We start from the raw sequence: 15,256 nt of genomic DNA on the forward strand, positions 1-15,256 counted from the left end.
CTAGTGGGAAAAAGTACAACTAATCCGGCTGAAATCAGCCATTTGGAGGGAGTGGGCCTCTATTAAGTGTACAAAATCCCACTAAAGCCCGTTCGGGCCAGAATTCCAGCTCATTAGTGTTACTTTTTACACTTCGCTTCCGTTCCCTATGAATCTCCTTGCGTTCCATCAGCTTGTTCAGGTTCGCCGGTTCCATTCCTATACACATTAAATTACCTTTTTGGCTCAAAACCAAAATCAGCGGTTGACGATGTGAACGAAGTCCTCTGCGGGTTCAGAGGGTTCTTCCGGCCCCTGCTAAAGCCCGGTTTCCTGATTGGAATAAGATTACTGGTTGAATTTAGATGGAGCCAGCTTTTCCCCGCGATTCCTTTAAGACTTTTCCGTCCGAATATCCGTCCGTATAAGTATGCTAATTCTTACGAATTCCACTTTACTCCATTCCACTTCACGTCCCTGCCCCGTAGCAGCCTCGGCATGATCTCCCATTCTCATCCCGCCCGCCCCCTTAGGTATGGGTTCATTATAGAGGATATTGAGAATTATTATCAATGGCTCGTGACGGATTCGTTTTATTCAATTTCCACGATCAGTTCTATCTCCACCGGTGTGTTAAAAGGCAGCTCATTGGCGGAGATCGCCGCCCGGGCGTGCCTGCCCTTCTCGCCGAACACCTGCACCAGCAGCTCGGAAGCGCCGTTGATCACATAGGGCTGCTCCACAAAGCCGTCCGCCGAATTTACAAAGGCCAGCATTTTCACCACCTGCTTGATCCGGTCCAGATCACCCAGATGCTCCTTCAGCACCGAAATGATATTGATCATCACCTGGCGGGCGGCATCATAGCCTTGCTCAATGCTCAGCCCGGCTCCCAGCTTGCCCGTATATTTGAGCACTCCATCCACCCGGCAGTCGCAGCCCGAGGTGTAGACAAGGCTCCCAACCGTCTTGGCCGGAACATATTCTGCAACGGGCACCGGCACCTTTTCCAGTACAATTCCCAGCTGCTGCAATTTCTCTTCGGCAATCGCCATACATGATTCCTCCAATGCCTATTTATAATTCATTATAAAGTCAATCAAAATCTGTGCAGCCTGCGCCACTTCGCCAAGCTCCACCCATTCGTCATGCGTATGGGCCTGGGCAATGCTTCCCGGACCGAACACCACGGAAGGGATGCCGATCCGCGCCAGCTTGCTGGCATCGCTGCCGTACGGGGCGCCTTCCGCCCTCGCCGCCGGAACGGAACGTGCAGCCGCCGCCAGCAGCTCCGCAATAAACGGCGATTCCTGCGGATTATCCAGCGCATAATCGATGATGAAGGGCTTATTGACGGTTATCTTGGTTTGTCCTCCAAGCTCCTCCGCCAGCCGTGAAGCCAGGGAATGATAGACCTCCATGGGCTCTTCCCCCGGCACCGTCCGCCGGTCCAGCGTCAGCCGGCACAGCTCGGGAACCGTATTGGGGGCCACACCGCCCCGGATCATGCTGATGCAGTGCGTCGGCGGGCCGGTCAGCGGATGGTCCAGCAGCGGATAGTCACTGCTTTCAATGGCCTGCAGGGCCAGCAGGAGCGGAACCGCCTGCCCGATGGCATTGACCCCAAGCCCCGGCTCGGAGCTGTGTGCCGCTTTTCCGTGCACATCAATGTGGAACCGCACACAGCCTTTATGGGCTGTAATCAGGTTCAGGCCGGTCGGCTCCCCGACGATGGCCCCTTCGCAGACTGGCGCTTCGCCCGCGAGCCTCTCCGCGAGCGCGGACACGCCGCGGTAGCCAATCTCTTCATCGACTACCGCCGCAAGGCGGACGGTGAGCGGAGGAACCGCGCCCTGCCGGTGCAGCGTCTCCACGGCGACAAGCATCGCCGCAAGCGAGGCCTTGGTGTCGCAGGCGCCCCGCCCGTACATCCGGCCGTCCCTGACCGTTCCTTCAAAAGGCGGAATGGTCATGCCGTCCACCTGCACCGTATCCATATGCGCTTCAAGCAGCAGATAACGCCCTCCGTCCCTGCCCGGCAGGGTGCCGATCACATTCTCGCGGGTGCCTTCCACATGCTGGCTCACCCAGCCGGCGTTCATTGCGCTGAAAAAGCTTTTGACATACCCGGCCACTCCCTGCTCCCCATGCCCGGAGGGGAACCCCGGATTCACACTGGGAATCCGCACCAGATCGCCCAGCACCTCCACCAGCCGGGCGAAGTCAAGCGAAGGCAATCCATTCCCCGGCTGCTCATTCCGCAGTTGCCCAGTCCCCGGCTGCCCAGTCCCCAGCCGTCCAGTCCCTGCCTGTTCATTCCCCAGCTCTCCATTCATTGGCATTTCCTCCTTGGTCCAAGCCTCAATAATTGCATCCCCGCGCCTCTATGATAATCCGTTCGGCAACCTGTCCCTGCCGGACACCGGGCAGCTCATCGTACAGATTGGGAATGACACAGGAATGGTTCGGAATGATTTCAAGCCGGTCTCCGACAGCTACCGACTCCGCTGCCGGATCAAAGGTCAGGAACCCGTGCTCCTCGTTCAGCATGGAAATTTCAATGCCCGGACGTCCGGTGACAATGCCGTGGCCGCCCCGGTTATGCGCTTTGTCGCTGGTCAGGGTCTTGGTCCCGGCATCGATGGTCGCCCGCCCGGGCAGCGGGACGCTGATTACTGTGGCAATCACGCGCAGCGCGCAATCCTCCTCCCGGGCCAGCCCCATGGCCACGCCGCTGGCGTCAAAAAAGATATAATTGCCTGCGCGCACCTCCGTTACGCCCTGGAGATACTCACTGTAGAGCGCGGAAGGCGTCGAACCGCTGCTGACGATTTCAACCGGAACACCGGATTGTCTGATCTGCTCCACGGTCTCCGCCAGCAGCTCCGATTCAAGCTTGACCGCTTCTATAAAGCCCTCGGCTGTGCTGTTCCTGTATATCGTACCCGCGTAGTTCATCACTCCCGCCACCTCAAGACCGGGCAGGGCATGGACGCTGCGGGCAAACCCGGCCGCGTCCGCTCCCGGCTGGCGGCCTCCGCGGTGCAGGCCGCCGTCAATCTCCACCAGCACCCGCACAGGCTTGCCGGTCTTCACCCCTATCCGGGCCAGTCCCTCCGCCCCGGCCGCACTGTCCACCGTCGTCAGCAGATCGGCAAGCAGATGCAGCTTGGCATACCGCTGCAGATTTGCCTCGCCGATCACCGCACTGGCGACCAGAATATTCGTAATTCCGGCATTGATGAACACCTCAGCCTCGGATAATTTGGCAACAGTAATGCCCGCTGCTCCGGCTTCCAGCTGCCGGAGGGCCAGCCGTACCGATTTGGTCGTCTTGATGTGGGGCCGGTGCTGTATCCCCCGTTCCTTCAGCAGGGAGGCCATCCGGCTGATATTCCGGTCGACAATATCAAGATCTATAACCGCCTGCGGCGTCAATAACTGTTCATACATCGGCATGCCCTCCTTAAATATTGTGCGGTTCAGCCTTAGGCTCCGCCGTCTTGCTGCTTTCCGGGCTTGCAGCCGCAGCCCGCTCTTCAATCACCAGTCCCCGGTACGATTCCCGCACCTTGCCCTCGCCGTCCACTGCAAACAATACGGAGCGCTCTTTCTCCAGCAGGAAGCGGTAGCGTCTGCCGCTCCCGGAATCCTCCACCTCAATTCCGGCGTCGCAGGCATACTCGGAAACAAAGATGAACAAGGCTCCGTCCCTGAAGCTCAGCCTGGTTCCGTAGACTCCCGGCAGATCGCCGCCGGAGATCCATTTCATCGGCAGGCTCAGCCCGGACACAGCAGCTGCTTCCTCATACAAGGCCCGCACAGCCTCACTGCGCTCATTCAGCTCAAGCGGAAGCGGACACCACATCAGCTCGCCTTTTCCAATTGGAAAACGTTGAAGAACAGCCGGCTCCGGCACGGTTCCTTCCCCCGTCTCCTTGCTGACTTCGCCGATCCGCTTGCCGCCGTAGGACACCGGATGGATGGTGCCGCCGATATCCAGCGCCTCCTCCCGCAGCACATTGCCGAGCCTCCGCCCGCCGGTCAGCTCCGACAGCCTGGCTGTCGGCTTCCAGTAGGCATCCAGACCGAGCGGACCGCTGATCAGCAGCGTGCCGCCATGGCAGCGCACATGCCCGGCAAGCGTATCCAGCGCTTCATCGCTGAAGTTATGCGGACTCGGCACGATGATCAGACGCGGGGGATATTCCTCCAGGGACTCCAGCTGGTATTCGCCAAGACCCCGGTAGGGGATTTTCAGCTCATAGCCCAGTACCCTTGCAGCTCTGGTTGTCGCCTCAAGCGCCAGAGGGCGGCTGGAGAAGTCGTTGCTGTACGGAAAGACAACCACGGTTTCCTCCAGCACCCTTTCTTCAAATAGCTCAGCGATTCTTTGCATAAAGCCGCCGAAATGATAGGACACATCGGCCTCCGGCTTCTCCGTTCCGTCCGCCCGCAGCGCACCGATATTGGACTCATTTACGTTGTTCATATAATAGTTGGTGTTCCAGAGCCACTGGATTGCACCCGCTCCGCCCGCCGCGAAGGCATAGGCATACTTGCGCTCCAGAATATTCCGCAGCTCGCCTTCGCTCCGTTTGGCCCGGTTGTCGGGATGCTCCACATACATGATGCCTGTCTCCTGCACGAGGCAGGGCTTGTCCACCGCTTTGGCAAAGACGCTGTCCCACACCAGCGCATCGTTCAGCCACCAGGTATGCACAGTGGTATAGTCCACCTCTCCCGCATAAAAGAAAGGCGAAGGCCGCGGTCCCCGCCCCAGCCCCTCATCCTGGCCGACCGTAATCAAATGATCCGGGACCGCCGTTTTGAGCGAAGCAGCCAGCTCTCTGACCCAGCGGTTGAACATCTCCATCGTAAAAAGCGTATAGTCCAGCCAGCGGTTATGCTTGCCGGGCAGCCGCATGTTCTCGATATCGAAGCTGATCTCCTCCCGCTCGGGCGGCAGCGCGGCGGCATAATCCGGCAGCTGCTCAGGCGTCATATTCCACCTGTCCTGCAGCTCATGAACGCTCCCGTGCCGGGCGGCAAGCCATTCACTGTAGGCCTTGCGCTCGAACCGGTCGTTCAGGGTGCGGGGGCCGGTGAAAATCCGCCCCGGATCAAACAGCGAAGGCTCGTTGATGAAATCCCAGTTCACATTCGAGGTCCGGCGGTGCCTTGCGGCGACGGCCAGAATGAATCTTTTTTGCGCCTCGATGCTGCGCGGGTCAAGGTAGGGATTCACCCCCTCCCAGGCTTCCGGGGTAAACGCAAAGAAGGTGAAGGTTACCTCCAGCCCATGCCGCTTGGCCGTCATAATAAAAGCATCCACGGCCCGCAGCACCTCCTCGGAGGCATGCCCGTCCGCGAAGCCGATATTCCGCCAGGCGGTCCACAGGCCCGTCCGCAGCCAGTTAATGCCCGCAGCCTTCATTGTCTTCATATCCTTATCCCAGAGTGCGGGATTCGGCATGAACAAAAATTTGCGCGACACATCCGAGGTCATATAGGTCATGCCGACGACAGGAAAAGGCCGCCCGTCCTTGCGGAAATAATCGCGGCCACGGGTCAGCGGCGTTCCGGCCCGCAGCAATTCCTCGTCCTGCCCCCAGTAGCCCTGGTGCAGCCTCCGCCGCTCCCCGGCTGCAGACACCGCCTCCGCAGTCAGCCGGTACAGGCCCGGCTTAACCGCAACGGGAATCTGCAGGGAGGCAAAAGCCTTATCCGGGCCTGCCCGGAGCTGCAGCTCCGCATTCCACAGCGCCCCGCCGTAACCCTCGGACGCAAGCGTGATCCGGAAGCTCCACTCCCCGCTTCCGCCGGTCTGCGGATACCCGCTGCGCCGTATATCCTGGAGCTCCACGCGCAGCTCGGCGGTTTCACCCGGCTTGTAGGCGGCATAGCCCGTCTTCAGCGCCATTTCGGTTGCGCCCCGCCCGCAGAAGCCGGCCCATTCCTCAAGAGCCGCGATTCCTTCAAGCGTCCAGAAGGCTGCCCCAAGCTGCTGGTTAATCAGCAGCCATCTGCCTCCGGCATAGTCGCCGCTGCGGTGCTCCAGCAGTACTGCGGGCGCAGCCACTTCTCTTCCTTCGGCGGAAATCCCCTTCAGCAGCGGGTAGATCGCCGCATCCATCGGGCCGTTCGAGCCGCTCTCCTGCGGGATATCCCGCGACTTGGAGACATGCAGCACCAGCCCGCAGGTGGGCTTCACCTCCAGCAGCGCCTCTTTTCCCGCAAACAGCGGAAGCTCTGTGCTGGCCTCCAGCCGCTGAATTGGCGCGGGATCAACCTCCAGCGCCTCGTGAATATGCAGCTGCTGGTGATAGGCGGTCATCTCATGTCCCGGTATCCATTCCCCCTCCTGCTCCGCAACCGGGATTTTGAAGGGTGCCCCTCCGGCGTGGACCAGTCCGCCCCCCTGCCGCAGGAAAGCCAGCAGTGCGCCCCAGGCTTGCCGGGGAAAATAAGAGCCGTGCACCATGACCAGACAGTCCGCCTGCCCGTTATCCAGGGCTTCTGCAAGAGTGTCCGCAGCCGTTACCGCCATCCTGCCGGACAGCTGCATGAGCGTATCGTTATCCGGCCGCTTCCCCGCATAGGGGAAACGGGGATCATAGAAAAGAATAGTAGACATATGGCTCCTCCGATTTTTTTGAAAGAATTTATATGCTTCACGTAATAAATGTTCCTTATCTTTCTCGCTGGAACGGTACCGTCCTTTAAAAGGACGGCGCAGCCGTTTCCACTTGCCGGGAAAGAAAGCGGGTCAGCCTTTGACGGCGCCCGCTACCATTCCCTTCATAATTTGCTCTTGGAAAATCAGGAACATGACAATGGTCGGCAATACGGAAATCGCCATCGCAGCCATCGTAAGCCCGTAATCTGTGCCGAAGCCGTCCGAGAAAATGGACAGGCTGAGCGGAATCGTCTTAAGCGATTGCTTGTTGATGAACACCAGGGCAAAGGCAAAGTCATTCCAATAGCGCAGAAAGGCCAGAATTGCCACAGTGGACAGCGCGGGCGTCGTGAGCGGCAGAATCATCCGGGCAAAAATCCCCCAGTAGCCGCTTCCGTCAATGACCGCCGCCTCTTCAATCTCTTTCGGGATAGAAGTCATATAGGCGGCAGTTACAAAGATGGCGACAGGCAGCTCAAATGCCGTGTAGGGCAGGATCAGCGCCCAGTGCGTATTAAGCAAATTCACCTTGTTCAGCATAATGAACAGCGGGACAAGCGTGCTGTGAATGGGAATCAGCATCCCGATGACAAACAGTGCGCTGACGGCCCCCCGCCACCTGAAGCTGAACCGTGACAGCACATAAGCCGTAAGTGCGCCCAGGACAAGGGTCAGGGCAATCGCCGCAAACGTCACAATGGACGAATTCAGCGCGGCGCGGCCCATGCCCGACAGCTCCCAGGCTCTTGTAATATTGCTCAGAACCCATGTCTCGGGAAGCGAAAACGGATGTTCAAAAAAGTCCTGGTTCGTCTTAAAGGCGCTGATCATCAGCCAGTACAACGGATACAGGGTTCCGAGCGCGTACAGAAGCATCAGGAGATTTACCAGTCCTTTGCCGGTGCGGCTCCGCAGGAGCTTCCCTTCGCGGGGCGCGGCCGCGGACAGAGCCGGCTCCGGGCCGGATACTGCCTTTTGAGGCATGTTCTTGCCTCCTTCCTAGCTGTCTTTTTTCTTGAAAACCAGCTGGCTGACCAGAATCATCGCCATGCTGATGATCACGATCAATGTTGATACCGCCGAGCCGTAGCCGTAACGGTAGATGTTGAAGGTATTGTTATACATGTAAGTAGCCAGCAGCTCCGTTGATTGCGCAGGACCGCCTCCAGTCATGATGAATACCTGGTCAAAGGCCTTGAGGCTGCCCGCAATGCACATGACGATGACCACATTGATCGTGTCCCTGATCATAGGGAGCGTCACAAGCCAGAGCTTCTGCCGCGGGGTGGTCCCGTCAATCTGGCAGGAGTCGTCGATCTCTGAGGGAATATTCTGAATGGCTGCGATGAACATAATCAGATACGGGCCGATAAAGTTCCAGATAATAGGCACCGACACCGCGTACATGTTCACCTCGGGATCGGACAGCCAGCCTCTTGTCCAGGAATCAAGCCCCACAAGCTGCAGGAGATAATTCACCAGGCCGAACTGGGGGTGGTAGATATACCCCCAGATCAAACCCACAACGACCGTGGACAGCACCATCGGCATAAATACCGCGCTGCGGATGAAGCGGTGCAGCATCGTGTTCCTGCGCAGCAGCACCGCAAGCACAAGCGCGATGGGAACCTGTCCGAGAATGGATGCCGCGACAATAATCAGATTGTTCTTCAGCGCCTTCCAGAAGACGGGATCATGCAGCGCCTCCGAGAAATTCTCAAAACCGATAAACGTGGACGCCCCTACTCCCGACCACTCGAACAGCCCGTAGTACGCGGACCAGAATATCGGAATGATCACAAAGAAGGCATACAGCGCCAGAGCCGGAAGCAGCGCCAGTGTGACAAAGCGCTTGGAATGCATAGTCGATATCATTGCGGTCTCCTCTCCGTCAGGCTTGTGGCCGGGCCGCTTGGTCAGCGGCCGGTTGCAGCCTCGATTTTGGCCGCAACCTCTGCCGGATCTCCGCCGAGCATCAGCTCCTGAAGACCGTTGTTCACAGCTTCCGTAGTCGCCGAGGACAGATAAGCGTCATAGACGGGAGTCAAGCTTACGCTTGAGATCAGATCATAGGCTTTCTTGAACAGGGGAGTCACTTTGGATTCGTCCACATCCGCTTTGTAAATAACCAGCGTATTGCTTTCGGCGATCGCTTTCTGGGCATCTGGACCGCTGATTGCATAGATCAGGTCAAACGCGGCATCCCGCTGTGCGCCTTCCGCCTTGGCGTTCAGGGCAAAGCCGGTGCCTGTGGAGGCTGACAGGGAGTTGGCCTCGCCTTTTCCGTCAGGGACCGAAGGGAAGACTGTTACGCCCACCTGCTCCAGCGTTTCAGGGCTGGCAGTAGTGGCAAGACTGGTCAGGGTCCAGTTGCCGCCCATGGTCATCGCCGCTTTTCCTTGAATGAAGTATTGTTCGGCCTGGGTGTTGTCAATGCTGTTCGCGCCTTCCTGGAAGGCATCCGCGTCAACAAGCTGCTTGAAGTAATCCAGCGCCTTGACAAATTCAGGATCGTTGAAGGATGCCCCTTCCCCCTTGACCGCGTTCAGGAACCAGTCGGTGCCTGTTACACGGTTCCCAAGTGTGGAGAGCAATGTGGAGTCAGCCACCCACGAAGCTTTGTTGCCGAGGGCAAAAGGTGTAATTCCGTTGCTGTTAAAGGTATCAATGGCGGTCATCAGTTCATCCCAGGTAGCGGGAACCTTAACGCTGTATTTCTCAAAAAGATCGGAGTTGTAGTACAAGATGGAGGAAGGGGAGTGATTGATCGGCGCGGCGTAGACGGCACCGTCAAAGGTGTGGCTTTCGAAGGCGCCGGGCAGGAAGCCGTCCACCCATTCGGGCTCGCGGTCCAGCAGATCGTCGATCGGCTGAATCAGCCCGCCGTTGTAGAACTCGGCAATCATGCTGCCGGGATTGGTCAGGAACACATCGGGCAGCTCGTTCGCCGCTGCTACGGTCTTGAGTCTCTGCTTGTAGCCGTCGGGAGGAATAGCCTGAACATCCAGCTCAACCTCGGGATGGGCTGTGGCATAGGCTTCTATCAGGCCGCGCATCGTTTGGGCCCGCTGGTCGTCGCCGGAGAAATTATGCCAGATGGAGAGCTTGACCGGCTCCGCACTGTTAGTCGCGGCCGCCCCGTTGTCCGTCTCCCCGCCGCTGCCCGCATTGCTTGCATTGTCTGTATTGCCTGAACAAGCGGTAATCATGGAAAACACCAGAAGCATAATAGAGAGTGACATTAATTTCTTCATTCGTTAATCCCCCTTTAAACTGTTGATAGGTTCAATTGTAGAGGAGGCCCACAGTTTGCAGTAGGGGAGTAAATTCAGACACAGGGGGGTGAAACTTCAGTTGTTGCGCCGGTATTCTGAAGGCGTCATGCCGGTATGCTTCTTGAACAGCCGGGTGAAATATTTGATGTCCTGATAGCCGACCTGGTTAGCCACCTCGGAAATTTTTAGCGGTGTTTCCTTCAGGATCGCCGCCGCCCGCTCCACCTTTTCCCGGGATACGAATTCGATGTAGGTCATCCCGGTCTCCCGCCTGAACATTTCGCTTAAGTAATTGGCATTGATATGGACCTGCCTGGAGACCAGGTTCAAGGAGAGATTGCGGTCCAGATGTTCGCGGATATAGGCGGTGGCTTTATCAATATACGCGGATTTATCCAGCGACAGCTGTTTGTAGGCATTCATAATTCCCAGCAGCTCGGACAGCAGCAGAGGCGCGCTGACGGGTCCGCCTTCAGCGAAGCCGGAAGGCTCGGAGACCGGGGGCGCACCGGTCCTCCCAAGAACATTGCCCACCCGTTCAAGCCAGCGGTAACCCGCTATGGAGAGCGAGCGGAGATAGGTGCGGACAGATTCCGGTGTGGCCTCGGGATGGCTGCGCAACCGTTCCAGCGTCCGGGCGCACCAGTCCTCAAGCCTGTCCCGGCACCCGGCCTTCAGGATCTCAATCAGCTCGGACTCCTCCTCCTGACTGCCTACAGTACGGATGCCCTGTCTGTCTTTAATCCGTTCGTAGGCAATATAGTCGGCTGTTCCCAGCAGCGGACGATATCCGGCGGCCATGAGCGCCTGCTCATAGGAAGCGGCAAGGGAACGCATATCTCCCGCCAGGCCTCCGGAGGCCAGGAAGCAGGACATCTTCATTCTCCGGGCCAATGCTGCGAGCAGGCGGGCCGCGTCCTGCGCCCCCGGCATTATTTTCAGGATCAGCAGCAGCCTGCCGTTCTCTTCGATGCTTTCACAAGGCAAAGCTTCACAAGCCGCTTCCCGGAGCCGCCGGAGCAGGCTGTCCTCCCCTTCGTTCAGGGAAATTGTCCATACCTGCAGTTGTTCCCCTCTGTCCGCTTTGATATTCAGATTGGGAAAACGCAGGCAGGCCTGCTGCCACTCCTCCACAGTTACGGACTGCGGCGCCCGCAATACTCTCGCGAGCAGGCGCTCTGTACCCTGCTGGCCCTGCTTAAGCAGGATCTTGTCGCGCAGCCGTTCCGCCGTCCGGATAATGTCGCCCGGGCCGCTCGTTTTCAGCAGGTAATCGCTGACTCCGTCACGCATGGCCTGCTGGGCATATTGAAATTCATCATAACCTGACAAAATGACAATTTCCGTCTCAGGGTAAACGGCCTTAACCTCCTTGGCCAGCTCCAGTCCGCTTCTGCCGTTCATCCGGATATCCGTGAACAGGATATCCGGGCGCTCGCCGGGAATCCGCTCCCAGGCTTCCTCGGCGGACTCTGCCGGTGCCAGCAGCTCAAAGCCGCTCCCCTGCCAGTCAATGACCTGGCTGATGCCCTGGCGGATAATGACCTCATCATCAATAATCAACACCTTCATGCCATCGCCTCCTGGTCCTCCGGAATAATAAAGCTTACCTCCGTGCCCTGTCCCTCCCTGCTGTCTATCATCAGACCGGCAGAATTCCCGTAATGCAGCCGCAGCCGCTCATGGACATTCCTCAGGCCGTAGCTGCCCTGCTTGAGCACTACCTGCCTGCTGAAATCCGTCTCGGCCAGCAGGCGGCGCAGCTCCTGGAGCTTGTCTTGCGTCATGCCCGCGCCATTGTCCGAAATGACAAACCGGATTCCCTGCTCATGCTCATTGGCATCGACGGTAATGGCGCCCCGGCCCTCTTTTTTCATAATGCCGTGCAGCATGGCGTTCTCAATCAGCGGCTGCAGCAGCAGCTTCAGCATGGTCCTGTCCATCAGTCCCGGATCGACCCGGATTTGAAAATCAAAGCGGTCCGGATAACGGATCAATTGAATATTTACATAATTCTGCACATGCTCAATCTCCTGGCGGACATTGCAGTATTCAGCGCCTCCGTTCAAGCTGAACCTGAGGAAATCGCTCAGCGAGCCGACCATGGACGCAATGCGCGCATCTCCGCCCAGCAGTGCCAGCCAGTGGATCGAGGAGAGGGTGTTATAGAGAAAATGGGGATTGATCTGGGCCTGAAGCGCCAGCAGATCCGCCTCTTTTTTTAGCGCCTCATTCAGCTTCACCTGATCCGTCAGCTTCTTGATCCGGTAGGTCAGCTTATTGTAGCTCAGGACCAGCTGCCCCACCTCATCAATCGAGGCCACCGGCACCATGGGAATCGGCTCCTCCGGACTGGACTCATTAAGGTAGTAGACCAGCGAAGAGATCGGCCGGGTTACCTTTTGAATGAAGAACAGCACCAGAGCCACGGACAGCAGCACGGCAATCCCGACTGCAGCAGCGGTCAAGGCCAGCACATAGCGGTTCTGCGCGCTGTACTCCTTGAACGGGATCACCCCCATCAGCTTCCATCCCACCGATGGCATCGAATAATACAGGATGGTGCTGCGCTCTCCGCCCTGTCCGAGAGTAAAAGCCTCCTCCTTCTCCGGCAGCCGGGGCATGTCCGGATACACTTCGGAAACCGGGCGGTACAGCTTGCCGGCATCGGTGCTCGAAATAATCCCGTCCGTCTCGTCCAGCAGCAGCGCCTCCCCGCTTCCTTCCAGCACGGAATCCCGCAGCAGCCTTGAGATAAACTGCTCATCCAGGCTAATTGTGAGCTTGCCGATGGTCTGATACGTGTTCGTGCTGCGGATCGGGCGGATCAGCGAGATCACACGCCGGACGCCCATAGGTGTCTTCTCTTCATACAGCGGGGACCACCACTTGGCATGTTCCACAAAATAAGCCGGATCGGTATCGGCAATATCAGGGCGTTCACTCTGCAGGATCGTCGTTTGCGAAATTTCGGGCTTGCCGCCCATCGGTTCAATCATAATATTGGCGATATACTCTTTGGAATAGGCCAGATTGGTCAGGAAGCCGATGATCGAGGTCTGCTGGCCGGAGTTTTGCTGGGAAGTGGTCAGATAGCGCTGAATTTCATTGTCCCCGATCAGAAAAACAGACATATTCTCAATATCACGCGTCATCAGCTCCAGCTGTGTTTCCACCTGTCTCAGCGTGTTCATTCCGGTCAGCTTGGCCTTTTCTTCGGAAATGCTTGATGCGGTCATATAGGAAAATAAACCAAAGGAGAGCAGCGGCAGCAATGTGGACAGGATAATCATCAGCGACAGCTTGCCCTTTAGGGAATGGCTTAAAAAATGGATCATTCCGTGGCTCCTCTCTATTGTCACTCCAATAGACACGACATAAAGCGTCATAATTTCTAACTATACTACATAGTTCGACATTGTTTATTTTACATAATAGCATCTTTTGCTTATTTTTATTATCCTTTATGTTACTTAAGATGACATTAGCGTATATTTCCATGCAAAAATAGCCCCTCCTGGCGCCGGAGAGGCCTTTTTTTCATACAGCTTGCGGTGAAAACACGTAGCTGCTGCTATAGATAAGCGTTCACGGCAGCGAATAATTAGAAATGCTCGCCATGCTGCGGTAAAGCGCAATCCACTGTACTCCGTACAATTGATTAAAGGAATTAGTGCCAAAAAGAACCTTTTCCGGGGAATCAACTGAACAAAATACAACAGATTCAGTATATCGGCTGATTTGAAGACAATCTGCTGCAAAAAGTGCAGCAGATTAGCACACATATCTGTACTCGAAGCAGCAGACAACCGCAGGGCCAGGTTTACTTGGCTCTTGGCTCAAAGCCCCAGATTAAAGCCGATCTGATGCTTATTTGCTGCGCACTTCAAAAATGGCAAATTTCAAATAGCGGCCCTCGTCCACGCCGAGAATTTGCGGATGGTCTTTGCCTGCGGCCCGCCACTCAATGAGCCGCAGCACCTTGCCCGCATCCTGCGCGGCTTCCGCAATGGTGTCGAGGAACAGCTGCGGCTGCATGTGGTATGAACAGCTGGCCGTCACCAGATACCCGCCCTCGTTCACCAGCTTCATGCCGTGCAGGTTGATGTCCTTGTACCCGCGGCAGGCGCCGGCCACCGCACCTTTGGTCTTGGCAAAGGCAGGCGGGTCAAGAATAACCACATCCCATGTGCGCCCGCCGCCAGCTGTCATCGGCCTCCCGGTATCCGTTTTGGCGGCAGATTTTGCGCCCGGCTTGGCATCCCTTGCGCCTTCCGCCCGCTCGGAGCGCTCCTCAAGGCCCTTTACCTGGTTGCGCAGGAAGGCAAACGCATCGTCCACCACAAATTCGACCCGGTCGCTGAAGCCGTTCAGCTCCACATTGGCTTTGGCGCTCTCGATGGCATGGGCGGACACGTCAAGGCAGGTGACCTTCTTGGCTCCGTATTTGCAGGCATGCAGGGTGAAGCTGCCGGTATGCGCGAAGCATTCCAGCACTGTCGCACCATCCCAATAGGGGAAGGTAACCGGCTTGCCGCTTTTATTGACCGGAAGGAGCTGCAGCGAACCGTCTTCTGCCGCAACCTCCTGCAGCGCAACGCCGCTGCGTCCTCCCCAGCCGGTAATCAGCGGAGCGATGGAAGCCCGGTTCTCGCGCTGGTCAAAGAAATATCCTGTCTTCTGTCCTTCTACAATATCCACGATCACCTTCAGGCCATTCTCGCTCACCGTGATATGGCGCGGGCATTCCCCGTACAGAAGGCCTGTTCTCTGTTCCAGGCCTTCCAGTTCACGGACACTGACATCGCTGCGCTCATAAATGCCCCGCGGTGCCGCAACTTCCACCAGCGCCTGCACGATCTCACCGCGGCGCTGGTCCATTGCGAGCGTTAACAGCTGCACGACCAGCACATCGCCAAAACGGTCGATGATCAGACCGGGCAGAAAATCCGCTTCGCCATACACCAGACGGTATGCATCCGCACTCGGAAGAAAGCGTTCCCTGTGCCGCAGGCAGCTTGCAATCCGCTCCGTGAAGAATGCCGTATCCATTGCTGCAAGCCTGCCCTGGGAGAGCATTCTCACCCGGATCTGCGAGGCGGGATTATAATACCCCGTCCCCAGAAGTTTCCCTTGATGATTCAGCACATCCACCAATCCGCCAGCCTGCGGATCTCCGTCCACGGAGGCCACTTCACTGGCGTAGACCCACGGATGGCCCTGCTCCAGTCTTTTTTTACGGCTGCGTTCCAGAATTACCGATGCCAATACTTTCAACTCCCTGTTCTTGTTGATGAATTGTATACATGTCCACCTCAATGCA

10 protein-coding genes are annotated in these 15,256 nt (G+C 57.3%); all 10 read right to left on the reverse strand.

Features of this window, described 5'->3' with window-relative positions; genetic code table 11:
- Window positions 1-572: 572 nt before the first annotated feature.
- The 10 genes from HYD27_RS01985 to HYD27_RS02030 all read right to left on the reverse strand — a co-directional run bounded on the left by HYD27_RS01985 (window position 573) and on the right by HYD27_RS02030 (window position 15,201).
- A complete protein-coding gene (locus tag HYD27_RS01985) occupies window positions 573-1,034 on the reverse strand; it encodes a RidA family protein (RefSeq protein WP_219210799.1) in 462 nt (153 codons plus the stop codon).
- Between the two features lie 18 nt (window positions 1,035-1,052).
- Window positions 1,053-2,315 (reverse strand): M20 family metallopeptidase, encoded by a 1,263-nt coding sequence (locus HYD27_RS01990; protein WP_219210801.1) that lies wholly within the window; start codon window positions 2,313-2,315, stop codon window positions 1,053-1,055.
- Window positions 2,316-2,340: 25 nt separating this feature from the next.
- Window positions 2,341-3,432, reverse strand: a complete 1,092-nt coding sequence (locus HYD27_RS01995) for an alanine racemase (protein WP_228744875.1) — start codon at window positions 3,430-3,432, stop codon at window positions 2,341-2,343.
- A 13-nt stretch (window positions 3,433-3,445) separates the two neighbouring features.
- A complete protein-coding gene (locus HYD27_RS02000) occupies window positions 3,446-6,616 on the reverse strand; it encodes a beta-galactosidase (RefSeq protein WP_219210805.1) in 3,171 nt (1,056 codons plus the stop codon).
- A gap of 132 nt (window positions 6,617-6,748) precedes the next feature.
- Window positions 6,749-7,642, reverse strand: a complete 894-nt coding sequence (locus HYD27_RS02005; RefSeq protein WP_219210806.1) for a carbohydrate ABC transporter permease — start codon at window positions 7,640-7,642, stop codon at window positions 6,749-6,751.
- Window positions 7,643-7,657: 15 nt separating this feature from the next.
- The gene (locus HYD27_RS02010; RefSeq protein ID WP_219210808.1) at window positions 7,658-8,533 is read right to left on the reverse strand and encodes a carbohydrate ABC transporter permease; all 876 of its coding nucleotides are present in this window, start codon (window positions 8,531-8,533) and stop codon (window positions 7,658-7,660) included.
- A gap of 41 nt (window positions 8,534-8,574) precedes the next feature.
- Entirely contained in the window at window positions 8,575-9,912 is a 1,338-nt protein-coding gene (locus tag HYD27_RS02015; RefSeq protein ID WP_219210810.1) for an extracellular solute-binding protein, read from the reverse strand.
- 96 nt (window positions 9,913-10,008) lie between these two features.
- Window positions 10,009-11,505, reverse strand: a complete 1,497-nt coding sequence (locus HYD27_RS02020) for a response regulator (protein ID WP_219210813.1) — start codon at window positions 11,503-11,505, stop codon at window positions 10,009-10,011.
- Entirely contained in the window at window positions 11,502-13,271 is a 1,770-nt protein-coding gene (locus HYD27_RS02025) for a cache domain-containing sensor histidine kinase (protein WP_219210815.1), read from the reverse strand. The genes HYD27_RS02020 and HYD27_RS02025 overlap by 4 nt, the downstream gene beginning before the upstream one ends.
- 532 nt (window positions 13,272-13,803) lie before the next feature.
- On the reverse strand, window positions 13,804-15,201 hold the full coding sequence (locus HYD27_RS02030) for a class I SAM-dependent rRNA methyltransferase (protein WP_219210817.1): 1,398 nt from the start codon (window positions 15,199-15,201) through the stop codon (window positions 13,804-13,806).
- Window positions 15,202-15,256: the final 55 nt, after the last annotated feature.

Origin of the sequence: Paenibacillus sp. S150 (genome assembly GCF_019352175.1) — a bacterium.
Classification (GTDB): domain Bacteria; phylum Bacillota; class Bacilli; order Paenibacillales; family Paenibacillaceae; genus Paenibacillus_AQ.

What these genes read in the sequence shown, in the direction of transcription:
- HYD27_RS01985 (WP_219210799.1), bottom strand. Translation starts at nt 1,034, where the DNA reads ATGGCGATTGCCGAAGAGAAATTGCAGCAGCTGGGAATTGTACTGGAA.
- HYD27_RS01990 (WP_219210801.1), bottom strand. Translation starts at nt 2,315, where the DNA reads ATGAATGGAGAGCTGGGGAATGAACAGGCAGGGACTGGACGGCTGGGG.
- HYD27_RS01995 (WP_228744875.1), bottom strand. Translation starts at nt 3,432, where the DNA reads ATGTATGAACAGTTATTGACGCCGCAGGCGGTTATAGATCTTGATATT.
- HYD27_RS02000 (WP_219210805.1), bottom strand. Translation starts at nt 6,616, where the DNA reads ATGTCTACTATTCTTTTCTATGATCCCCGTTTCCCCTATGCGGGGAAG.
- HYD27_RS02005 (WP_219210806.1), bottom strand. Translation starts at nt 7,642, where the DNA reads ATGCCTCAAAAGGCAGTATCCGGCCCGGAGCCGGCTCTGTCCGCGGCC.
- HYD27_RS02010 (WP_219210808.1), bottom strand. Translation starts at nt 8,533, where the DNA reads ATGATATCGACTATGCATTCCAAGCGCTTTGTCACACTGGCGCTGCTT.
- HYD27_RS02015 (WP_219210810.1), bottom strand. Translation starts at nt 9,912, where the DNA reads ATGAAGAAATTAATGTCACTCTCTATTATGCTTCTGGTGTTTTCCATG.
- HYD27_RS02020 (WP_219210813.1), bottom strand. Translation starts at nt 11,505, where the DNA reads ATGAAGGTGTTGATTATTGATGATGAGGTCATTATCCGCCAGGGCATC.
- HYD27_RS02025 (WP_219210815.1), bottom strand. Translation starts at nt 13,271, where the DNA reads ATGATCCATTTTTTAAGCCATTCCCTAAAGGGCAAGCTGTCGCTGATG.